General features: G+C 39.8%; 16 protein-coding genes. 10 read left to right on the top strand and 6 right to left on the bottom strand.

Going from position 1 to position 22,362, the window contains the following annotated elements; translation table 11 throughout:
• Nucleotides 1–145: 145 nt before the first annotated feature.
• Nucleotides 146–2,425, top strand: a complete 2,280-nt coding sequence (locus AC504W_RS27225) for an FUSC family protein (protein ID WP_494875375.1) — start codon at nucleotides 146–148, stop codon at nucleotides 2,423–2,425.
• Between the two features lie 215 nt (nucleotides 2,426–2,640).
• Here AC504W_RS27225 and AC504W_RS27220 read toward each other — a convergent pair whose 3' ends face one another.
• Nucleotides 2,641–3,045, bottom strand: coding sequence for a peptidoglycan-binding domain-containing protein (locus AC504W_RS27220; protein WP_494875373.1), 405 nt, complete (start codon nucleotides 3,043–3,045; stop codon nucleotides 2,641–2,643).
• 356 nt (nucleotides 3,046–3,401) lie between these two features.
• Nucleotides 3,402–3,989, bottom strand: a complete 588-nt coding sequence (locus tag AC504W_RS27215; protein ID WP_494875372.1) for a hypothetical protein — start codon at nucleotides 3,987–3,989, stop codon at nucleotides 3,402–3,404.
• Nucleotides 3,990–4,831: 842 nt separating this feature from the next.
• On the opposite strand from AC504W_RS27215, the gene AC504W_RS27210 reads away from it, so the two are divergent.
• Complete coding sequence (locus AC504W_RS27210) at nucleotides 4,832–5,263, top strand: cyclic nucleotide-binding domain-containing protein (protein WP_015112880.1); 432 nt, start codon at nucleotides 4,832–4,834, stop codon at nucleotides 5,261–5,263.
• A gap of 263 nt (nucleotides 5,264–5,526) precedes the next feature.
• On the opposite strand, the gene AC504W_RS27205 is transcribed toward AC504W_RS27210, so the two are convergent.
• Together AC504W_RS27205 and AC504W_RS27200 are read right to left on the bottom strand one after the other, a co-directional pair.
• Entirely contained in the window at nucleotides 5,527–6,423 is an 897-nt protein-coding gene (locus tag AC504W_RS27205; protein ID WP_494875371.1) for a succinate--CoA ligase subunit alpha, read from the bottom strand.
• Nucleotides 6,424–6,461: 38 nt separating this feature from the next.
• Nucleotides 6,462–7,688: an ATP-grasp domain-containing protein gene (locus AC504W_RS27200; RefSeq protein WP_494875370.1), complete on the bottom strand. Its 1,227-nt coding sequence runs from the start codon at nucleotides 7,686–7,688 to the stop codon at nucleotides 6,462–6,464.
• An 886-nt stretch (nucleotides 7,689–8,574) separates the two neighbouring features.
• On the opposite strand from AC504W_RS27200, the gene AC504W_RS27195 reads away from it, so the two are divergent.
• Nucleotides 8,575–10,374, top strand: a complete 1,800-nt coding sequence (locus tag AC504W_RS27195) for a hypothetical protein (protein ID WP_494879495.1) — start codon at nucleotides 8,575–8,577, stop codon at nucleotides 10,372–10,374.
• A gap of 181 nt (nucleotides 10,375–10,555) precedes the next feature.
• On the opposite strand, the gene AC504W_RS27190 is transcribed toward AC504W_RS27195, so the two are convergent.
• Nucleotides 10,556–11,581: an acyltransferase gene (locus tag AC504W_RS27190; protein WP_494875368.1), complete on the bottom strand. Its 1,026-nt coding sequence runs from the start codon at nucleotides 11,579–11,581 to the stop codon at nucleotides 10,556–10,558.
• A gap of 357 nt (nucleotides 11,582–11,938) precedes the next feature.
• Here AC504W_RS27190 and AC504W_RS27185 point away from each other — a divergent pair, with 357 nt between their 5' ends.
• Together AC504W_RS27185 and AC504W_RS27180 are read left to right on the top strand one after the other, a co-directional pair.
• Entirely contained in the window at nucleotides 11,939–12,787 is an 849-nt protein-coding gene (locus tag AC504W_RS27185) for a peptidoglycan-binding domain-containing protein (protein ID WP_494875367.1), read from the top strand.
• An 88-nt stretch (nucleotides 12,788–12,875) separates the two neighbouring features.
• Nucleotides 12,876–13,229 (top strand): phage holin family protein, encoded by a 354-nt coding sequence (locus AC504W_RS27180; protein WP_494875366.1) that lies wholly within the window; start codon nucleotides 12,876–12,878, stop codon nucleotides 13,227–13,229.
• A 16-nt stretch (nucleotides 13,230–13,245) separates the two neighbouring features.
• On the opposite strand, the gene AC504W_RS27175 is transcribed toward AC504W_RS27180, so the two are convergent.
• Nucleotides 13,246–13,707 (bottom strand): cobalamin biosynthesis protein, encoded by a 462-nt coding sequence (locus tag AC504W_RS27175; RefSeq protein WP_494875364.1) that lies wholly within the window; start codon nucleotides 13,705–13,707, stop codon nucleotides 13,246–13,248.
• Between the two features lie 515 nt (nucleotides 13,708–14,222).
• Here AC504W_RS27175 and AC504W_RS27170 point away from each other — a divergent pair.
• The 5 genes from AC504W_RS27170 to AC504W_RS27150 all read left to right on the top strand — a co-directional run bounded on the left by AC504W_RS27170 (nucleotide 14,223) and on the right by AC504W_RS27150 (nucleotide 21,577).
• Nucleotides 14,223–15,500, top strand: a complete 1,278-nt coding sequence (locus tag AC504W_RS27170) for an AAA family ATPase (protein ID WP_494875363.1) — start codon at nucleotides 14,223–14,225, stop codon at nucleotides 15,498–15,500.
• A gap of 8 nt (nucleotides 15,501–15,508) precedes the next feature.
• Nucleotides 15,509–16,027: a hypothetical protein gene (locus AC504W_RS27165; protein WP_494875361.1), complete on the top strand. Its 519-nt coding sequence runs from the start codon at nucleotides 15,509–15,511 to the stop codon at nucleotides 16,025–16,027.
• A gap of 95 nt (nucleotides 16,028–16,122) precedes the next feature.
• Nucleotides 16,123–18,693, top strand: coding sequence for a DNA mismatch repair protein MutS (gene mutS, locus AC504W_RS27160; RefSeq protein WP_494875360.1), 2,571 nt, complete (start codon nucleotides 16,123–16,125; stop codon nucleotides 18,691–18,693).
• Between the two features lie 293 nt (nucleotides 18,694–18,986).
• Entirely contained in the window at nucleotides 18,987–21,296 is a 2,310-nt protein-coding gene (locus AC504W_RS27155) for a heavy metal translocating P-type ATPase (protein ID WP_494875359.1), read from the top strand.
• A gap of 14 nt (nucleotides 21,297–21,310) precedes the next feature.
• Nucleotides 21,311–21,577 carry a hypothetical protein gene (locus AC504W_RS27150; RefSeq protein ID WP_494875358.1) on the top strand — a complete coding sequence of 89 codons (267 nt, stop codon included), beginning with the start codon at nucleotides 21,311–21,313 and terminating at the stop codon, nucleotides 21,575–21,577.
• The last annotated feature ends 785 nt before the right edge of the window (nucleotides 21,578–22,362 follow it).

The following is a 22,362-nucleotide window of genomic DNA, read 5'->3' as shown; positions in this document are numbered from 1 at the left end:
CACCACTCATAACCCAGGCGATCGCCTTTTATTGTTGATGATCGAAACATAGTGGTTTAAAAGCGATCGCTGTTTTCGTCCTTGAGGCATATTTCCTAGATGCTCTAATTTCTGCACAATAAATCAGTGAATCACCAGCAGCATAATGCCATTCCCAAATAAACGTTCTTTTAGTTGGTTGTTGCAGCAGTTTCAACTCAAGCCAGGTAAACCCGCTATTTTCTCAGGTTTTCGTAGCTTGTTAATTTTGGGTGTTCCCATTGGTTTTGGCATAATTACTGGTAATGCGGCTGCAAGTGCGATCGCGACTCTGGCTGCTTGGTTTGTGGGGATGGTAAACGTTGATGGTACTTATCGCCAGCAGTTAAAGGCGATGATTGCAACTACCATTGCAGTCACGACAGTATTTTTAATCGCCAGCCTGGTTAGCGGTCATCTTTGGTTAGCAATCCCGACGACGTTTGTCGTGATATTTATCGCAGGTTTAGCAGGTCTGTATGGCAATGTAGCCTCATCTATCAGCTTGGTTACTTCCATTATGTTTGTGATTGCCTTGGCTAGATTTGCGACATTTACCAATTTTCCGACCCTGATTCTACACTGTCTACTATGTCTAGCTGGGGGAACATGGACAACTTTACTATCATTAGGCATTTGGGTGGTGCAACCTGATGACCCTGTAATGCAAACTGTTGCTAACTGTTATCTCTCGTTGAGTAAATTTGTGGATTTAGCCAACGAGAGAGTATTAAATTCCCAGAATATTCAAGAGTGGACAGAACAATTTTTGCAAGCTCAAGATACGGTAATTCAAAATTTAACATCTGCCCGTAGTGTTTGGACAGCTAGATGGACTGTGCAGAAAGGTGCCAACCAGCAGGGAAATAATTTATTAGTTTTAATTGAGGATGCTAATCAAATTATTAATTCTGTTGTGGCACTGAATGAATTATTAGCGATCGCATCAGAACATCAATTATTTTCTCAGTTACAAAGAGAGATTCAACAAGTTATAGAACAATTGGCAATTGCTCTACAAATGTTATCAAAAGCCATTGCCACACAGAAAACCTCAGTGCATTTAGGAGATTTAGATCGCACAGTTGAGGCATTACAACATCAATGGCAAGTTCTGCGTTCTCAGGTTATCAAAACAACAAACTTTCAAACAGATAATTATAACAATTTAGTTCAACTGCGGAAGATTACCAGCAGTTTGCTCAATCTGGCACAACAAATTCATACTGATGCAGAGATTATTACAGATTTCAGGCAAGGAAAACAGCGTCGGATTTCTCAAGCAGAAATTTCCCCTCTACCTCAGTCACAGCCTGCGGCAATTCTTGATACATTGCGAAATAACTTTACTTTTGATTCCGTCAGCTTTCGCCATGCGCTGCGCCTAGCAATAATTACAACATTTGCAGAATTTATCGCCGCAATATTGCAACTACCTAGAGGTTACTGGATTACTTTAACAGCCTTAGTCGCCCTCAAACCCAACTTTGGTGGCACATCCGAGACCACAGTCCAAAGAGTCATCGGGACGATTTTGGGGGGAATTATGGGGATTGTGCTGATTTTATTAGTTAAGAATCAAAGTGCGATCGCATTTTGTTTACTGCTGTTGGTGTTTATTGCTATGTCAGTGCGACCTTTAAGCTACAGCATATTTACGATATTGCTCACTCCCGCCATTATCTTACTCCTCAACTTGATTAGTGCAGGTGGCTGGCAAGTGGGAGTTTTACGGATTATTGATAGCCTATTTGGGGGTGTTTTAGCCTTGGTTGGTAGCTATGTGCTGTTCCCGCGTTGGGAACGACAGCAACTTCCCATACAACTAGAAAAAACTATTCGCGCCAATCTTGCCTACTTTCAGCAAGTTATTGCTAACTATCTTCATCCAGAACAAAATGTGTTTGCTGCTATCAATACTCTACGCCATCAAGCAGCCCTAGAGAATGCCAATGCGACAGCTGCGGCTCAACGATTATTCAGCGAACCTCGTCATGTTCAAGGCGAAATCGAACCTGTAATGACCTTGATATTTTATATTCGTTGCTTGTTCAGTTCGGTGACAACTCTTGCAGAACATCTGCGAGAATTTAGCGGCGACTACCAATTTACTGAACTCCAACAACTGACAGATAACATTGTGCAAGTTTTAGAAAACTTAGCAGATAGTCTACAACGAGGAATGCCACCCCAACCATTACCAGATATGGATAACTATCTTGAATTAATTCACAATCAAATTGCACAGTTACATACTGCTCGTTTATCAGAAATTGCCACACAATCTCAGATTTTAACTCCTACATTACAAGCAGTACGTGAACAAACCCCTCTATCGACAGAACTAGAGCGCATTATTAATGAAATAACAGTGATTCACTGTGTAATTGCTCGTCTGCAAGGTTAAATAATCATGGATCAATTTTATGTACATAGGGGAGAAAGATTAAATTCTCTGCCCTAGTTATACCATTTCACTAAATAAATGATACGAATAATTTCTCCTCCGCCCCCCTGCGGTCTATTTGTATCAAACTTAAAGTGAAACGGTATTACTCGGCGCAGTCGAAGTATGCACCTCGGCTCACCCGCGCTCTGAAAGATACCGAACAAACAATATAATTACTGGAGAGCCGTTAAAGTTCTATGGCCAATTATGCCATCGGCTCTTAAGCCTTTAGATTTTTGAAACTTAATTACTGCTGCGCGTGTATTCTTATCAAAAATACCATTGACACTTGCGGTATAAAATCCTTGTTTCTTTAACAAAATCTGAGCATTTTTGACAGAATCTCCCTTGCTACCTACTGTCAGCACATTACTACGCTTGGCGACATTAGTAGATTTTTGTCTAATATTAGACTTTTGGGCAGTAGTAGTTTTTTTCGTAGTATTACTTTGTTGGAGATTTTGTGGTTTAACTTGTGTTGTAGTAGTTGGATTAGGAGTTTTTTTAGTGACAGAATATGCAGGTAAAGCAGTAGCTAGAGCTAGAGCCGGGACTAAAGCAATTACTTTCCAATTCATGGTGTTTTTCCTTCTTAATTATGAAGAATTTAACAATTTTGATTTGACGAGTCGATTTCATCAGAGCTTATGCCTGATTGAACTCTTATGCGTAAACTGGAATATCAATCCAGAGCTATAGCATCACACGTCTTATTGACAGATCTATGGCAAAAATATGACAAAAATATGAACTATTTATTAAGGATTGTATTGCACAAAGCTTTACTATAGATTGCTGAGAATATATAACGCTTCTCAGTTGGGTGAAATACAGAAATATTTTTAGTAGAAAACAAGCCTCATTCATGAATTAAATAAAATTCAGCATGAATGAGGCTTGTTACAAAGCTAATTATGTTAGCTTAACTCACATTTTAATGGTAGGAAAGTTCAAACAGAGAACCGCCATGAGAGGTAGGCACAGAGTAGGCAATTTGATCTAGCTGAACTTTAGTTGCCTCTGCATCTAAGTTTTTGTAAAATGTTCCTCGATGCTCAGGAGTCAAGAGTAATTTAGCTGAGTTATAACCTGTCGAAAGAGAGGATATAAAAATTTCTACATAACCTCTAACCTCAAACTCTTCATTTTTTAATAATTCTGGTTTAAGAATGTTGGGCTGTAGAAGAAATAAACCTGTGTCACTAGCTGGAATAGTTCTAGTAAATCTGATTTTGTTAGGAGCAAAATCCGGTTCAATAGTAGCCAACATATTACTCTCATCTACATCAATAAAGCCGACAAGTTCCTGAATATTTACAGGAGGATTAGAGACTATCGTGAATATCAGAGAAACAGTTACATCAAAAGCATTAACATTACTAATAGTTAGAAAATAGCCTTGGATAACTGTACGACTAAGCTTGTCAATCTTAGCTTTTAAATCTAATGGCACTTTTACAGGAATATCTTCCTGTTTAGGAAATTGTCGTTTGACGAGAAGCTCAAAAGTAGAAACAAGCATAATTTTCACCTTAAATCTTTGATGTGCAATTATTGTTGAACTTTAGAAAACTTTTTCTAAGTCTAAAAATTACTTCAAAACTGTTTATTACTATTTCGGAAAATTACCCTTATTTTTCGTCAAAAATCTGTATTTTCATAAATTATCTATTTGGGTAGCTACCGAGGTAGGTAAGCTAATCGTCATTTAAGTTGCACCATGTTCATGGTAATACAAGCTGCAAACCCTCTCCCCTGCTCCCTGCTCCCTGCTCCCCTGCGGCCTCAATGTGCAAATTAAATGCTTAACAGCTTATGACCACGGTCATGCCAAACACTCTTGGGGTATATTCTTCAGAGCAGTTTTCTTGGATGTTGATGAAAGTCCTTTTGCAATATCGGTGATTTTTTTGCCAATCCCGCCGGAATTCAAAATATCTTGAGCCGCTATATCTAAAATTCTCTCGTAATTAGTAATATGGTTTGATGCTTCATTACCGAGATTTCATCAAACATGAGCATCAGCGATCGCAGTTGATTACCTTTCAGCTTCTGGCGGGAAACAGCAATTCTGTTCTAGGAATATTTCTGTGTTAATACGTATTGATGAAAGTTAGCAGTAATATAATTTACTCATAAACACCCTATTCATCGTTTGTCGTGATAGATTTAGCTACAGCAACCGCCAGCCTAATTTTTTCTGGATGCGGCTGTTGTTTTTGAGAATTTGCTAAAAAAATGTGATGATCAAATTAATCAAACTCAGTACTTAGTTGTGATTTTTATCGGTTAATATGGCGATCGCATATTCAAAAATCCCAAAATTGCCCGATATTCTGCATGGGTGTGTCTTAACTCTTAATTATGCTCAGTAGTGTTGACCGATTGTTATTTGTGCGCCGAGTCCCGATTTTTAAGGAATTGCGGGATGATTTTATTGTGCGACTGACTTCAGTGATGCACGAGTTGTCATTTCCAGCAAATTACACAATTTTTAGACAGGGTGAAGAAGGGCGATCGCTTTACATTGTGGTATCAGGTAGAGTTAAAGTCCACATTGGCAATAAATTCTTGGCAGAAGTAGAACAGGGCAAATACTTTGGCGAAATGGCAGTATTTGATACACAGCCCCGTTCTGCTACCGCCACTACCATCGAACCTTGTGAATGTTTAGAACTCACACAAGAACAACTTTATGACGCAATTGAAGAAACTCCCGAAATTGCTGTAAATATCATTCGTGAGTTATCACGCCTCATTCGTAGATTGAATGAGAGTGTTGAAGTGACTAATTAATCACAAACTTCATTCCATAACTAAAGCGTCTCGCCAAGTGCTGTTATGCCATTAAACGTCTTGCGCCACAAGATTAACCTGTAGAACCTCAACCAAAATTTGGGGGATGGCTGAGTCATCTGTGGTGCTGGTTAAAACAACTTTGGCAGCGTATACTGGCGCGATTCACTTAACAATAGCTGTAGTCAGTTAGATTCGGTCAATGTTGATTTATACTCAGCACTCAGACTAATTGCTTCCTATGATCATCAAAGCTGTTGCTGTCATTCAACCGAAAGGACTTTCAACTCATTCCTGACCAACTCAGGAATTAGGGAAGGACGGTCAGCCACAGGAACTTCTGCTTCTTTGAATGCTGTTAATTTACTTTGGGCTGTACCAAAAGTAGGATCACGGCCAATAACTGCGGCTAAAGTGCCAGTTTGTTGCCAATTTTTGACTGGTGGTACTTGTCTACCTGCAATATAGGCAATTACTGGTTTATCGATCGCTTCCGTAATATATCGCGCTGCGGCTTCTTCGCTACCACCACCAGGTTGACCAACTAACACAATCGCTTGTGTATTTTCATCTTCATCCAGAATTTGTAGCCATTGCAAAAACGATGAACCGACGATTGCATCACTCCCAATGCTGACACTAATTGATTGTCCTAAACCAGCTTTGGTTAATTCCCTAGCGACTTCGTAGGTTAAAGTGCTGCTGCGGCTGACAATTCCCACAGGGCCGGGAGTATAAAATTCGCTGGGCTGAGTCCCTAAAAGAATTTTTCCGGGAACGATGATCCCCGGACTGTTTGGCCCCACTATCAAGGTTTCACAAGCTTCGGCTTTGCGAAGTAATTGCACCATATCTAATGGTGGCATCCCCGCTGTAATGATGATAATTTGGCGGATGTTAGAGGCGATCGCTTCTAAAGCCGCATCTAATAATTGGTATGGATGAACACAGATAATTGTTGTGTCAATTGTGCCGAACTGTGAAACAACTTCCTCAACTAAATCAAAGACTGGCAAATCATATTGTGTTTGTCCACCAAAACCAGGATTAACACCCGCAACCAAATTTGTCCCATAAGCTTTCATTTGCAAAATATTAGTTGCTGAGATAAATTCACTGAAGCCTTGGATGATAACTTTACTCTCTGGCGTTAAGTTCATAAAAAGTCTGAAGTTGGAAATGGGAAATTTGATCAGTTCTAGCGTTTAGCCTTGACAGATTGATAAGTGGCTGGTTTAGCCAGACGAACAGCTTGCGCCACTGCTTCATCTAAATCTTCTACCAAGACAATTTCACCTTGATTTTCTAAAGTGGCTAGTAAATCTTTAGCCACATTCAATTCCGAACCAGCCAAGCGCACAACTAAGCCAGGAAAAGATAAATCCCGACGACTGCGGCTGCTATGAGTACGTTCAGGGTCACTATGCTCTTGAATAAATTTGGCAATTACTTGGGCGGTAGCTTCAGCTTGGGGAATACTACCGAGGAGATTAATGAGAATAACTTGAATATTTTTGTCAGCAGCGAGGAGATTCAGACCTTTAGCTAGGCGATCGCCAAAACTTGTGGGTAAAGTATCAGTTAACAAACCATGTCGGAGATTCAGCGGATGACTGGGCTTACCCCCAAGACTAACGACTAAATCAAAGGTAGCCATAATCGAACCTGCACCATTCCCCAAAATCCCGATTTTGCCTTGGGTTTCTGCACTGTTCAAGTCTTTTAATCGGCTGTGATTTTTGTTGTTGCTGCTGTGACGGTTGTTAATTTTTGTGGCTAATTCAGCCAGTTCTGGATGACGACCAATAGCCCGTTCGTTAATGCTGACTTTGCCATTTAAGGCCATCACCTCATCTGCTGCATTCACTGCTAAGGGATTAATTTCTACTAAGTCTAAATCTTTTTGGATAAATAACTCATACATCTTTTCTACAACGTTGCTGACTGACTGCATCAGCGCACCTTGCAGACCCATTTTCAAAGCTAGTCGTCGCGCATAAAAAGGCGAAAATTCTTGTTCTACTACCACGTACTGTAATTTTTCTCCGGCTGATTCCCAGTCAATATCTGCTTCTTTACAACCTAAAAGTACTGGTCGGCAAACAGCGGTATCTAAAACTACTGCTAAATAAAATTCTTGTTTGCTATCATATCTAGTTTCTGCCAATAAAACTTCTGGTAATTGACCCCAAATTGGCAAATTAAAAATAGTTTGGGCTGCGGCGATCGCATCAATAGTTGTTTCAACAATTCTGACTCCACCAGCGTGAATCCTTTCGCCTGCGTATACTTGGGATTTGAGGACAATGGGATAATTAATTTTTAGGCGTTTGAGATCTGTCGGATGATCTATCCTTTGAGATGGCAAAACAGGAATGCCTATGTTCCCAAACCATTCTTTAACTTGATATTCTAATAAATCCATCGTTATGCACCTTGTTTTACCACTACTAAAAGTATTTTTGTGGTGCTGTTGTTGATTTTTTACAGCAGCATAATTGCAGAATTAAGTCTAGTTCATCTGTATACATTAATTTTTGATGGATCAATTCTATCGAATTCAGCAAATGTAGCAAATGAATTTCCAGCTTCAACCCATAGAACTAAAGTTATATATTATCCAATATTCTCAGTGAAATTGACAGCATATAACAAAATTAGCTGTTGTGTCAAAAACCTTAGCTTAGTATTTTTTCTCTAAGTTGAAAGATTTTTGTAACTAATACAACATTCAGACTTGACTTATCAACCGACTCAACTAATAGTGCGATCGCTATTGTCGATTTCTTATACTTGAGGCTGTTAACAAATAAGTTAAGAGTGTGTTAAACATTAAGCACACAGTGTTTCCTCGTGACCAAAAACTATGTTTAAAGGTAAAAATTTTATTATTCCCAATTTTTGATTTGTAATTACTTCTGAACTCAAAATAATTTATGAGTCTGGATGCAGAATTAGGCATAAATTCTGTACTGCTAATGTATCAATACATGATAAAAGACCGCATTAAGTTGCCAATTTAGCAGTCTAAAATTAGCAGCATGTATAAATTCTCGACTCATTAATTCTCATGATTAAATTAATTCGGAATTAGTAAATTCGCGCAGGTAAAAAAGTCTCATCATAAAAATACGAATAATCACTGATATTAGATTTCGCCAGAACAGCCAAAATCTATGTTAGAAAGTTGGTTTATTTTATTTCTGGTTATGGTTGGTTAAATTGTGCATCTGGATTCAACAAACTCAAGTCATTCATTTATTTCGCTCAAAGATAAAAAAACAATTATAGATAATCAGCGGGAACGCTCTATGAAAGTAGCAGTCCAGCAAGAAGATTTACAGCTGTTAGCTAGAACTTTGCAAGAACAACTTCTGGCACAAGTTCCATCGGGTAAAGTCTTCCAAATTAGGTGTGCGGTTAACAAAGACGAGTTAATGATTCTGATTCAACATCCACCCGGCGTGAAGGTTGACATCGAACAAGTATTTGCAGTGCTTGAGGATGCACTCCAGTCCCTACCCACCTACAGGGAACAACGGATACAATGCTTTATCAGAGTGACCAGTGAAAAACTTCCGTATGCCAAGCGGGGAATTACTGTTAAGCAAAGAGAAGAAGACTTAGGTATTTGGGAAACTGGTAATACACAAGACTTTTCTGATTCTGGCTCATTTCCAGCTAGTGGCTCATTTTCTGGAACTAACAATATCAATATCAACTCTGCATTTATTGCAGAAACTTTAGAAGAGCCAGAAGCGGAAACACTTTATGATCCCCTAGAGGATGCACCAGATTTAAGCACAATGCGCCGCCGCAAACCTTTATTAGTATTCTCACCTGTGTTGCTGGGTGTAGGTTTACTGGTGATTGTTGTTTCCGGAGTTGGTGGTTATTTATTAACTCAGCCTTGTGTCATATCTGAGTGCAAAGAGTTAGAAACTGCGATGCAACTCAAAACAGAATCTCGCCAGCTGATGTATCGTGCGAAGTCAGAAAATGAATTAGTTAGAGTTAAACAACAACTAGAGGCGACTAGCGCGGCGTTGAATGTGATTCCTCAGTGGTCTCCCCGTCATCAACAAGCCGAGGAACTCAAAACCACCCTGTCCGAACAGTCAGACAAAATTAATCAAGTGGTGACAGCTTTGCAAACAGGTGCTACGGCTGAACAAAAAACCCAAACAGCCACCAATAGTTTAGAGGAATTAGAAGCTAGACAACACCTCTGGCGGCAAGCGATCGTTCCATTAGAGACAGTCAATCCCAATAGCGAACTTTATAATTTCATTCAGCCTAAATTACTGAAGTATCGGATTAATTTGCAAACTGTTAATAAGCGGTTAGTTGCTCAAGAACAATGGCTGAAAAAACTAACAGCCGCCAAAGAGGTAGCTAGTGTAGCTATAAAGTGGCAAACTTCGGCTAAATCTTTAAGAGAATGGCAAAAGGTACAGTCTACTTGGCAAGTTGCGGTGAACGCTTTAAGTGTCATTCCCCAGACTAGTCCAGCTTATCCTCAAGCACAAAAGCTGTTAATAGAATATAAACCACAATTTGCGAGGGCGCGCGATCGCGCTACTCTAGAACAATTAGCTGCTAAAAGCTACTTACAAGCACTTAGCATTGCTAAACAAGCCAAAGACTACGAAAAACTCAACCAATGGCAAGCCGCCGCCGCATACTGGCAACAAGCTTTACAAACCGCTAAAAATGTTTCCCAAGATAGCTTGTACTACACCCAAGCACAAAGTCTAATTGCACCTTATTCTGAAGAACTCAAGCAAGCACAAGCCAAAGTCGAACTGATGAATACTTGGCAACAAACCCGTGTAGATTTAAATAAAACTTGTACTGCTGAAATTCGCATTTGCACTTTTACTTTAAATTACACCGGAATTATTGTCAGAACCACACCTGAATATGAACAAGCTATTCAAGGCGAGTTGTCACCAGCTAATCCTGAAAATCCAGACTCCACAACTAATACAAATAGTCACTGGCAAATTTTACAAGAAGCTCTCTCAGTTATTAGTGAGAATGCTAATTTACCCATTGTCATCTACAATTCCCAAGGCCAAGAAATTTATGTCCGCACATCGGGTGGTTGATTGATTTACTTTTGCCAACTAGGAAAATCAGCAAATAAACACGATTTTGTAAAGTCTGTAAATTTTTTACATACAGACTTTATAGTAGCCATTGCTGCATAACTTCCTTGCGAAGTCGTGGTTTAATAAAAATGACAAAAACAAAGAACAGCAGGCTTCGCTTTAAATAGGTGGTTCCCTTCTACATTCCTAAATATTTCTGCGAAAACTGAACACCTGTAACTTTTCTTACCACAGCAATTATAAGACAGCATAAAGCTATTACTCCGCAAGAATTTATCAATAATTGTGCTATCCAAAAATTTTGAAAGCCAAACTTGCTAGTTATTCTATTCATCAAATCGAGTACTGGTATATGAAATAAATAGATACCAAAAGAAAATTCACCAAGAATAATTAAAAATCTTGACCAATTCTCAATTGACTTTCGCACTCCCAGGAATATTAATATTAATAAAACTGACGACAAAAAGGATGATATCTTAATTTGTGAATCTGCAAAACTAGTTAGTTTGTAAACCTTCCAAAGAAAAAACGCTTCAAGTATAGCTAAAAATATAGAAGCTATATACAGTAAAATAATTTTTCTAATATTTCTATTTTTAATAGTTAGTTTACTTTGAGTTGCTAGAATGCCTAAATAGTAAAAACTAACCCATACAGTAAAAGGAAGCGCATACCAAGGAAACTGAACATCATAATTAAGATACAAGCGAGAAAAGTACAACCCAAGCAACGACAAAGGAGACAGTGATAACCATAAAAAGTTTTTCACTATGCTTTTTGTAGACGTAGCCATTAAAGGCATCAGCAAAATTAACTGAACAAGAACAATTATGAAGTAATAAGGGCCTAAAATCTGCCCTGTTATCACATCTGTAAAAATTTTGCTCCAATTCCATTGATAATTATGCTTATAAAACAAAATTATTAAAATACACCATAATAAATAAGGAAACAGTATCCTGCTAAGTCTTTTTCTATAAAAATCTAAATAATCTGATAGTTTCGTAAACTCATAACTAGGTGTAAAATAACCAGAAATGAAAATAAACACGGGGACGGCAAAATTAACCAACTGCCTAAAAATCATAGATAAACCATAATTTAACTCAGTCTCATTATTAATACCAGATGCATGAATTGCAACAACTGCTATAATTGCTAACCCGCGCAAAGCTTGAAATGATAAATCTTTATTCTTCATTTTTGTAAAAACTTTATATGCTGATTTTGAATGTATCAAAAAGTGGTGCAGCAGAGTCATTTATATTAAACTGAATAAGTGAGTGAGCTATTTTTATAGCGAAGGTGACGCTAGGAACCACAGCCTTTACCTCGCAATATAGATGCACAGCATTGGCTTTCAAAACCATTGATTTATCTGGTCGATGACAAGTATTAGTAAGAAATTCAGGGCTGAATTTGCTTACTTTGAGTGGATTGTAATTATTGCTTGACTTGGGGCGATCGCAATCACACTCCATAATATATGCTGGACTAGCTTTTTTCTGGACTCACGCGGCTGTAATATTAGCAACAGAAGATTCTGGGAGTAAATTCCATGAAAGGCAGCCTAACAGTATGTATATTGAAGTACTTAGACTCACCGCCAGGGTTTCGCTCCTTGAGGGCTAATCAGTTGTATTGCTTGCTGCTGTTATCTTCCACATCTTTACTGATTGCTTCCTCGTCTGTAGTTTCATTTGCAGCACCGCCGAAAATTGCTCAAGCCGTGCCAAATGCTGCAATTAGTCGTCCAACGCTGAAAGTTGGTTCTCAAGGGGAGCGTGTCTCGGAGTTGCAAGCAGCACTCAAGCTTTTGGGCTTTTACTCAGGGACAGTGGATGGAGTTTATAACGAAAATACAGCAAATGCTGTGTCTCGCTTTAAGCAAGCAGTTGGCTTAAATCCTGATGGGGTAGCTGATGCTGCTACTTGGCAAAAACTGTTTCCCAAAGAACCAGCACTTACATCTAACACGGCTGCGTCTTTGTCTAGCACCACTGTTGCTAAACCAGAACCCAGACCTGCTAATCCCAAAACTCGCGCCACCCAAGTTCCCACCCTCGCACCAGAACCAAGACCAGTTAACAGGAAAACTCCTACAACTCAACGCAAAACCCCCACACGGTCATCATCAACTATTACCTTTCGCAAAGTTGCTGGTATTCAGTACACAGCCGAAGGATATCCCATTTTGCGTTTAGGGATGAGTGGTGAAGATGTACTGACGTTGCAAAAACAATTACAAAGGTTTGGTTTTTTGAGTGGGGGAATAGATGGTGATTTTGGCCGCACGACCGAAACAGCAGTTAAGGCATTGCAAAGGCGCTATGGTTTAGAAGAGGATGGTGTAGCTGGTGGCGCTACTTGGGACATTCTCTTGCGGCGATCGCCTGGGCAGCGATAGGCTAATACGTAGTTATACCAGTTCTCAGTAGAGATGGATGTATGGCATCTCTACTAAATTCATTTAATGGAAGTCATACCTGCTGTATATGAAACACTTTTTGTTAACTTGGTTAGCTACTGCGGTGGCTTTACTGATTACCTCTAGAATTGTGGATGGTTTTATTGTCAATAATTTTGTTGCAGCTTTGGTTGCGGTATTTATTATTGGATTAGTTAATGCTTTTGTCAGGCCAATTTTGCAGCTTTTGGCATTTCCCATTACTTTGTTGACGTTTGGTTTATTTACATTTGTCATTAATGCTTTATCTCTGTGGTTAGCCAGTGCTGTTACTCCTGGTACTGGTTTTGAGATTAAAGGCTTTTTACCCGCAATGCTTGGGTCTATTGTGTTATCAATTGTTTCGAGTGTGATTAATTATTTCCTCAGAGTCGTTGAATAGTCAAAAAGATGATTAATCACGGCTGCATTTCTTCAGCCACCGCTACAGTGACTACTCCAGGTAGTGCTGATAAGCGGAAAATATTTTTAGGAACCAATAACTTAGCACCCAGTTGGGCATTTGTAGCAGCAGCTAAAATCGCCGCCGCTTCTGCAACACTAGGTGTTCCCGTGGCTTTGGTGATGATTGCAGATGGGTTGGGAACTGCAACAGTAGCCAAATTTTCTGCGGAAAATGTTTGTAACAGCCAATTGCGGAGTTGACAGAGTTCGACGAAAGCAATGTCTGAGGCTTTGGTATCAATGGTAGCAATTCCGGCGATCGCACTTTCGTCGAGGAGATTTTTTTGAAATACTTCTTCAATAGCTATTGCAATCAACTGTGACGAACTACCTCGTTGAAACCCAATCCCCACCCATAAATTTCGTCGGTAGTGAGAATCTTTTTCGTTGGATGTTTTAGTTAAGTTAGTCAGCAATCGCCGATGATATTAGCTTTGTTAGGCAATACCTGAAAACTGATCGATAGAATACTGTTCCCAAAAAGTAAACACTATATATTGAACATGTCTAGCACAGTAGGAAGCACCAAGGGAGAGAATAGGCAAAAATAGTAGGTTATTTCCTCATATTTTGCTTCAATTTCAGCGTTGAAGCATGAATTTTCGCTTGTGCTTTACCTTGGTGTTTCAATTTCTTCTTTCTCTGTCGCAGTTGGCGCAAAATAGCTGCGATGGAGTTTTGCTTTTTCGGTAATTAATTACTGATTGAGATATAGTTTTTCTACTATTTAAGTAAATACCGTGGATTTGGGATTTTGTCAACACTGCACTGCTGCAAGTTACATTTAAATATGCGCTGGGTTTGTTAATTGCTATGCTTGGAGGGTAAAGTAAGAAGTTTAACGCAGAGTTACGCGGAGTTTGGCGCAAAGTTACGCGGAGTTTTTAGAAGGAAGAATCAGAGTAAATTTTGAGAGTTTTTGGAGTTGGCTATGCTTAAGAAACTCATCTTAGAAAATTGGAAAAGTTTCCGTTATGCGGAGCTTCCTCTTGACCCGTTGACGGTGCTTATTGGGACGAATGCAAGTGGTAAGTCTAATGTAGTTGAAGCTTTGGAATTTTTACAAAGAATAGCTAGAGGTGAAAACATTGAAACAGCTTTAGCAGGAGATAAAGCACTTTCGTCTATTCGTGGTGGTGTGGAATGGGCTGCACGAAAACCGGAAACAGAATTTACATTAAAAGCATTAATTCAGGGCGAGGATGAAAGAATAGATTATTTATATTCTATTCAGATAAGAACACTTCCTGAAGTGAGGGTTATAAAAGAGTACATTAAATTTCAAATTTTTATTAAAAAAGAGGGAATAAACAATAAAGAATATACTATAACCATAAAGCTAAAAGATAATAGTTTTGCTACAAAAAGTGGTTTGCAAAATAGAGGAATTGACCTAAATCTTCGTGAAAAGATAGTATCTAACCTTCCTAACAATAAAAAAGAGGTAATCTTAATAGAAGATAATGATTTCATAAAAAAATTGTATGATACATTTTTTGTTTTAAGTAATGAAGGAAAAAAAAATGTTGTTTCAACGCTGGAAAATATTTTAGTTTTAAATCCAATTCCTTATAAAATGCGGGACTATTCACGTTTGTCAGACAATCTAGAAAGTGATGCTTCAAATATTGCTGGCGTATTAGCAGCATTGGATAGGGAAAAAAAAGTCGAAGTCGAATCAAATTTATCAGATTACATCAAAAATTTACCGGAAGGAGATATCAAAAAAGTATTTGCCGAAGCAGTCGGTAGACTAAAAACTGATGCCATGCTTTACTGTGAAGAAGAATGGCGACCTGGAGAGACAACATTAATAGACGCTAAAACTATGTCAGATGGAACTTTACGTTTTCTGGCGATTCTTACGGCTTTACTCACTCGTCCTGAAGGGAGTCAAATTGTCATTGAAGAAATAGATAATGGTCTGCATCCCTCTCGTGCAGAATTATTAGTCAAAACAATGCGTGAGATTGGCAGCAAGAGAAATATTGATATTTTACTTACTACCCATAACCCAGCTTTACTTGATGCTTTAGGCCCTGAAATCGTTCCCTTTGTGGTTGTCGCACACCGTGATGCTGAAACTGGTGAAAGCAAGCTGACTTTATTAGAAGATATTGATAATTTCTCGAAGCTATTTGCATCATATTCTTTGGGAAATATGACAACTAAGGGTGTCATTGAAAGAAGCCTTTCTCATGGTGAATAGTAGCTAGTATGAGAAAGGTGTTACTGATAGATACATCGCTGTTATGCGTTTGGTTACAAGTTCCAGGTAAAGAAATTGCTGGTAATAATGAATGGAATTTTGAGTGTGTAAATCAGAAAATTCAGCTAGAAATCTCAAAATCTACAACTTTGGTATTACCTTTAGCTACTGTTATTGAAGCAGGGAATCACATCGCCCAAGCTAAAACAACAAATTCTGAAAGTAAGCGTATAGCTGCTCAAGAATTTGCAAAAATTATGACTTATGCCGCTGATGAAACAAGCCCTTGGGCGGCTTTTAGTGAGCAAATTGTACTTTGGGAAGCAGAGGAACTCAAAAAACTAGCGGGTCAATTTCCTAATCAAGTTGTAGAAAAGACTTCTATGGGTGATGCTAGTATCGTTATCTTGGGCTGGCATTATCATCGTAAGGGATATGATGTGGAGTTTCTGACTGATGATGACAAGCTAAAATCCCAAGAACCACCTCCACCATCACCACCTACGCGCCGTAGCAGTCGTCGGTAAAACCTAAAAAATTCTTGAGCGATCGCTACTCAACTCCACATCACGTTATCATCAGATATTGTGGCTTTTGCGTGCATGACTTCCTGCATCTATCTATGACCGCTTCTGACTCTGATAACCAGCCGACGGAATCTCTTCAACCCCCTGCGCCTCACGCGGACACACGACTAGTAGACCGCAGTAAGCTGAGTAAAATGTATCAGCATTATGTGGAAGTTAAAGATCAGTATCCTCATGCGCTGTTGCTTTATCGGGTGGGTGATTTCTTTGAAACTTTTTTCCAAGATGCGGTGACTGTTTCGCGGGAATTAGAATTAGTTCTCACCAGCAAGCATGGCGGTGAAGCTGGGCGAGTGGCGATGACTGGTGTACCGCATCACGCTTGGGAACGCTACACTACCCTATTGGTGGAAAAAGGTTATGCAGTTGTTATTTGCGACCAAGTAGAAGATGCTTCGGAAGCAGTGGGTTTGGTGCGCCGGGAAGTGACGCGCATCCTTACCCCTGGGACGTTGTTAGAAGAGGGAATGTTAAAGTCTAGCCGCAATAATTATTTAGCAGCGGTAGTTATTGCTGGGACTCATTGGGGTTTAGCTTATGCAGATATCTCAACAGGGGAATTTCTCACAACTCAAGGTGGCGATTTAGAACATCTCACCCAAGAATTAATGCGTTTGCAACCTTCCGAGGTGTTGGTTCCCACTAATGCGCCTGATTTGGGTGTATTGCTGCGTCCAGGGGAAACTTCGCCCCATCTTCCCCAATGTTTACCACCATCATTTTGTTATAGTTTGCGATCGCAAGTACCTTTTTCTCAAGGAGAAGCTAGAAGTAAATTATTGCAGAAATTTAAGGTGCGATCGCTTGAAGGTTTAGGCTGTGACCATCTTCCCTTAGCTGTGCGGGCGGCTGGCGGTCTTTTAGAATATGTGGAAGATACCCAAAAAGAAAATACTGTTTCCTTACAAAGACTCCGCACCTATACACTCACAGATTATTTAATTATTGACCACCAAACCCGTCGTAACTTAGAAATTACCCAAACCGTCCGCGATGGAACTTTTCACGGTTCGCTGTTGTGGGCGTTAGATAGAACTAGCACCGCAATGGGGAGTCGGGCTTTGCGTCGCTGGTTATTACAACCTTTACTCGATGTTAAAGGCATCCGATCGCGGCAAGATACAATTCAAGAATTAAAAGAAAATACACCTCTGCGTCAAGATTTGCGGCAGTTATTAAGGCAAATCTACGATTTAGAACGCCTCACAGGACGGGCGAGTTCTGGTACTGCTAATGCACGAGATTTAATCGCTTTAGCTGATTCTCTGTCTCGTTTACCAGAATTAGCCCGTGTAGTCGCTGATGCGGGTTCTCCCTTTTTGAAGGCTTTGCAAAAAGTCCCACCTGTATTAGAAGAATTAGCCCAGAAAATTCAAGCCCACCTTGTCGAAGCGCCACCCATACATTTAAAAGAAGGGGGGCTAATTCGTCCGGGAATTAATGTACTGTTGGATGAAAGAAAGGCAACTGTAGAAGCAGACCACCAATGGATTGCTAATTTAGAAGTAGATGAAAGGGCGAGAACGGGAATCCCGACTTTGAAGGTGGGATTTAACGAAACCTTTGGTTACTACATTAGTATTTCCCGCACCAAAGCTGACCAAGTACCCGCTAACTATATCCGCAAGCAAACCCTGAAGAATGAGGAACGATATATCACCCCAGAACTGAAGGAACGAGAAGCGAGAATTCTCAGTGCGCGGGATGATTTATATAAGTTGGAGTATGAAATTTTCGTGGCGTTGCGCGAAGAAGTCGGCGAACAAGCCGAGGCTATACGTCAACTTTCTCGCGCTGTGGCTGCGGCGGATGTGTTGTGTGGTTTAGCTGAGTTGGCGGTACAACAAGGTTATTTTCGTCCCGAAATGATATCGGGGCGAGAACTAGAAATTGTAGATGGTCGTCACCCGGTGGTAGAACAGTCCTTACCTGCGGGTTTCTTCGTCCCTAATTCCACTCAGTTAGGACAAGATTCATCAACAAAGGACAACCCCGATTTAATCATTCTTACGGGGCCAAACGCCAGTGGTAAAAGTTGTTACTTGCGTCAGGTAGGGTTAATTCAGTTAATGGCGCAAATTGGGAGTTTTGTCCCCGTGAAGTCGGCAAAGTTGGGAATATGCGATCGCATTTTTACCCGTGTCGGGGCTGTGGATGATTTGGCAACTGGTCAATCTACCTTTATGGTGGAGATGAATGAAACTGCCAATATTCTCAACCATGCTACATCTCGGTCGTTAGTCTTATTAGATGAAATTGGGCGCGGGACAGCAACTTTTGATGGTCTTTCCATTGCTTGGGCGGTAGCAGAATATTTAGCAATGGAGATTCGTTCACGGACAATTTTTGCCACTCACTACCACGAACTAAATGAGTTGGCGGGAATGTTACCCAATGTGGCTAATTATCAAGTAACGGTGAAAGAATTACCAGACCAAATTATCTTTTTACACCAAGTTCAACCCGGTGGTGCTGATAAATCCTACGGTATTGAAGCAGGAAGATTAGCAGGTTTACCCGCCGTGGTGATTCAACGGGCAAAACAAGTCATGGGGCAAATTGAGAAACATAGTAAGATTGCGATCGGTTTGAAAAATTTGACGTAAGTTGTTCTAAATTGCCGAATGATATAGCGGTAGTCAGATATGTTAGGACAACTGGAAAGCTTGAATACCAGGAATAGTAAGACTTTTCTTCCTGCCTCTCCGCAGTCGCTACAACGGGGGGAACCCCCGCAACGGGCTGCTCTCTGCCTTCTGCCTCCTGCCTCCTGCTATAAATTAAAGAAGGGGCTTTTCTGCTAATTCCAATTTTTCCTTATACCCCTTGACACTCCAGTTCACTGGAGAAGTCAAGATAAAGTCAGTCTGGAACAAGACTTGATAATTGGAGTTTTCAAATGGAAAATGCCACCTTGAAATTGCGCGGTATGAGTTGCGCTTCCTGTGCCAGAAGTGTAGAAGATGCAATTCGTTCTGTCCCTGGTGTGAAAGAATGTAGTGTGAACTTTGGGGCAGAACAAGCAACAGTTGATTATGACCCCAGAACCACAAATTTACAAGCCATCCAAAATGCTGTAGATGCCGCAGGTTATTCAGCCTACCCACTGCAATCACACAATCTGATGGCTGGCGAAGATGATGCAGAAAAAAGACATCGCCAGAAAGAATCCCGTGATTTGCTACGAAAGTTAACTGTAGGGGGAATTATTGGCATTTTACTAGTAATTGGTTCACTGCCAATGATGACAGGATTACACTTACCCTTGATTCCTACATGGCTGCATAACCCTTGGTTGCAATTAGTTCTGACTACTCCTGTACAGTTTTGGTGCGGTAAAACTTTTTATGTCAATGCCTGGAAAGCTTTCAAGCGTCATGCTGCCACAATGGATACCTTAATAGCTTTAGGTACAAGTGCCGCATATTTTTATTCTCTATTTGCGACTTTGGTTCCTGGCTTTTTCATTGATCAAGGATTGATGCCTGATGTGTATTATGAAACTGCGGCGATTGTCATCACCTTAATTTTGTTAGGGCGATTATTTGAAAGCCGTGCCAAAGGACAAACCTCAGAAGCTATCCGTAAGCTAATTGGTTTGCAGGCGAAAACTGCACGGTTGATTCGTAATGGACGAGAAGTAGATGTACCGATTGCAGAAGTACAAATTGGCGATGTTGTGCTGGTTCGTCCTGGAGAAAAGATTCCTGTTGATGGCGAAGTGGCGGAGGGAATATCCACTGTTGATGAAGCGATGGTGACTGGTGAAAGTGTACCAGTGAAAAAGCAACCAGGAGATGAAGTTATTGGCGCAACTATCAACAAAACTGGAAGTTTCCAATTTCGGGCGACAAGAGTTGGTGCGGATACTGTATTGGCACAGATTGTTCAATTAGTACAGCAGGCTCAAGGCTCAAAAGCTCCCATTCAAAGACTAGCAGACCAAATTACTAGTTGGTTTGTACCTGGGGTAATTGCGATCGCTATTCTTACCTTTGTCGTATGGTACAACATCACGGGCAACCTCACCTTAGCCTTGATTACCACAGTCGGGGTGTTAATTATCGCTTGTCCTTGTGCTTTGGGTTTAGCTACACCAACTTCTGTGATGGTAGGTACAGGTAAAGGTGCAGAAAACGGCATCTTAATTAAAGGCGCAGAAAGTCTAGAATTAGCACACCAAATTCAAATCATTGTCTTAGACAAAACAGGCACAATTACCCAAGGTAAACCCACTGTTACAGATTTTGTCACAGTTAACGGTACAGCTAACAGTAACGAAATTCAGCTAATACAACTAGCCGCATCCTTAGAACGCAATTCTGAACATCCGTTAGCAGAAGCCGTTGTGCGCTATGCCCAATCTCAAGAAGTAACCTTAGTTGATGTCAGAGATTTTGCAGCAGTAGCAGGTAGCGGTGTACAAGGTATTGTTTCTCATCGTCTGGTGCAAATTGGTACACAACGCTGGATGGAAGAATTAGATATTAATACCCAAGTCTTGCAACAAGACAAAGAACGCTTCGAATACCTGGGTAAAACCGCAGTTTGGTTAGCAGTTGATGGCGAAGTTCAAGGGTTAATAGGCATTGCTGATGCAATTAAACCCACTTCATCCCAGGCTGTGAAAGCATTACAAAAACTCGGTTTAGAAGTTGTTATGCTTACAGGCGACAACCAACGCACTGCCGAAAGTATTGCCCGTGAAGTTGGTATCAAGCAGGTTTTGGCAGAAGTCCGTCCTGATCAAAAAGCTGAGGTGATTAAGTCACTGCAAGCAGGGGAGCAGAGGAGCAGGGGAGCAGGGGAGCAGAGGAGCAGAAGAAAAATTCAGCACTCAATTGTCGCGATGGTTGGTGATGGGATTAATGATGCACCAGCTTTAGCGCAAGCTGATGTGGGAATTGCCATTGGTACAGGTACAGATGTAGCGATCGCAGCTAGTGACATCACCTTAATCTCTGGTGACTTGCAAGGTATAGTCACAGCCATTCAACTTAGCCGCGCCACAATGCGTAACATTCGCCAAAACCTATTCTTCGCCTTTATTTACAACGTTGCTGGTATTCCCATCGCCGCCGGAATTCTGTTCCCTGTATTTGGTTGGTTGCTGAACCCGATTATTGCAGGTGCAGCAATGGCTTTTAGTTCAGTTTCTGTAGTCACTAATGCGCTGCGTTTGCGTAACTTTCAGGCTAAAACACTCTAATTAAGGAAATAACAATGTGCCGTAAAGCAGGATTTGGATTGCTGCTGGGAGTTGTATTCGCAATTGCAGATGTTCAAGCGATCGCGCGATCGCCTAGCATCATCAAGACAGAGGCGATCGTACAAACCTCTCATGATCCACACTCATCTACAACATTCCACACAAATCAATTCCAACGAATCAATCAGCCCTTAGAAAACAAAGTAGCCGTCACTCTGGGCGGATTAAGTTTAATCGGTTTACAACTTTGGTGGTTTTTGCTAAGTAAACCCAAGTCTTAGAAAGCAGTCCTAACTCAGTAGACGTTAAATTATTTACTCACCTAAAAGTTCACTACATTGATCTACTAGCCATAAATCTATACAAGTGTAGCCGCTGAGACACATAAAAACTTAAATTTTTCAACTACTATTTGGATGAAAATAAGTATTACTTAAGTTATATTATTATACAAGTAGTATTTGTTACATCGCTTATTTGCTATATACTTGCTTAATTGTACATTTTTTTAGTAATAAAACTCTATGGTTATTGAGTTTTTTTATATTCACTTTACAAATATTTAGTAAATACCATTAATTGCAATAATTGGCATGTCATAGATTCATGACATTTAAGTATATTAACTTAAAATAACCATATTTTTTAACATAAGTATTTACTTGTTAAAAGATAAAATTTTGATAAAAACCTCTACATAACTACTAAATTAGTCAAAGAAATTTAGTAATTACTTATAAAAATATAGTAATTTATATTACACTGTATAAATAAACTTTAGTATAACCTTGTAATTACACAAAATTACAGTTATCTTTTTGACAAAATTATTAAATAATAATAAAAGAAGTTGGGTAATAAATCTGAGATTTTACTTAAACAGAGTCTCAAGTGAAGTTAACCATAGTGTTATAAATCACAAGAAAAAATTTTACACAGTATAAAACACAGTGTAAAGGTCAAGAGTGCTGTTCATTCAGATTTCGACAATACTATAGCAAACATAATTAATTTGTGAGAATTTTTGTGTTGACTCTTCCTGATATTTAGTTATTTCTCACAAATG

This window comes from Nostoc sp. C96 (assembly GCF_059384975.1).
The sequence above is the reverse complement of the archived record's forward strand: the minus strand, read 5'-3'. Positions and strand labels throughout refer to the sequence as shown.

What these genes read in the sequence shown, in the direction of transcription:
- AC504W_RS27225 (WP_494875375.1), top strand. Translation starts at nt 146, where the DNA reads ATGCCATTCCCAAATAAACGTTCTTTTAGTTGGTTGTTGCAGCAGTTT.
- AC504W_RS27220 (WP_494875373.1), bottom strand. Translation starts at nt 3,045, where the DNA reads ATGAATTGGAAAGTAATTGCTTTAGTCCCGGCTCTAGCTCTAGCTACT.
- AC504W_RS27215 (WP_494875372.1), bottom strand. Translation starts at nt 3,989, where the DNA reads ATGCTTGTTTCTACTTTTGAGCTTCTCGTCAAACGACAATTTCCTAAA.
- AC504W_RS27210 (WP_015112880.1), top strand. Translation starts at nt 4,832, where the DNA reads ATGCTCAGTAGTGTTGACCGATTGTTATTTGTGCGCCGAGTCCCGATT.
- AC504W_RS27205 (WP_494875371.1), bottom strand. Translation starts at nt 6,423, where the DNA reads ATGAACTTAACGCCAGAGAGTAAAGTTATCATCCAAGGCTTCAGTGAA.
- AC504W_RS27200 (WP_494875370.1), bottom strand. Translation starts at nt 7,688, where the DNA reads ATGGATTTATTAGAATATCAAGTTAAAGAATGGTTTGGGAACATAGGC.
- AC504W_RS27195 (WP_494879495.1), top strand. Translation starts at nt 8,575, where the DNA reads ATGAAAGTAGCAGTCCAGCAAGAAGATTTACAGCTGTTAGCTAGAACT.
- AC504W_RS27190 (WP_494875368.1), bottom strand. Translation starts at nt 11,581, where the DNA reads ATGAAGAATAAAGATTTATCATTTCAAGCTTTGCGCGGGTTAGCAATT.
- AC504W_RS27185 (WP_494875367.1), top strand. Translation starts at nt 11,939, where the DNA reads ATGAAAGGCAGCCTAACAGTATGTATATTGAAGTACTTAGACTCACCG.
- AC504W_RS27180 (WP_494875366.1), top strand. Translation starts at nt 12,876, where the DNA reads ATGAAACACTTTTTGTTAACTTGGTTAGCTACTGCGGTGGCTTTACTG.
- AC504W_RS27170 (WP_494875363.1), top strand. Translation starts at nt 14,223, where the DNA reads ATGCTTAAGAAACTCATCTTAGAAAATTGGAAAAGTTTCCGTTATGCG.
- AC504W_RS27165 (WP_494875361.1), top strand. Translation starts at nt 15,509, where the DNA reads ATGAGAAAGGTGTTACTGATAGATACATCGCTGTTATGCGTTTGGTTA.
- mutS (WP_494875360.1), top strand. Translation starts at nt 16,123, where the DNA reads ATGACCGCTTCTGACTCTGATAACCAGCCGACGGAATCTCTTCAACCC.
- AC504W_RS27155 (WP_494875359.1), top strand. Translation starts at nt 18,987, where the DNA reads ATGGAAAATGCCACCTTGAAATTGCGCGGTATGAGTTGCGCTTCCTGT.
- AC504W_RS27150 (WP_494875358.1), top strand. Translation starts at nt 21,311, where the DNA reads ATGTGCCGTAAAGCAGGATTTGGATTGCTGCTGGGAGTTGTATTCGCA.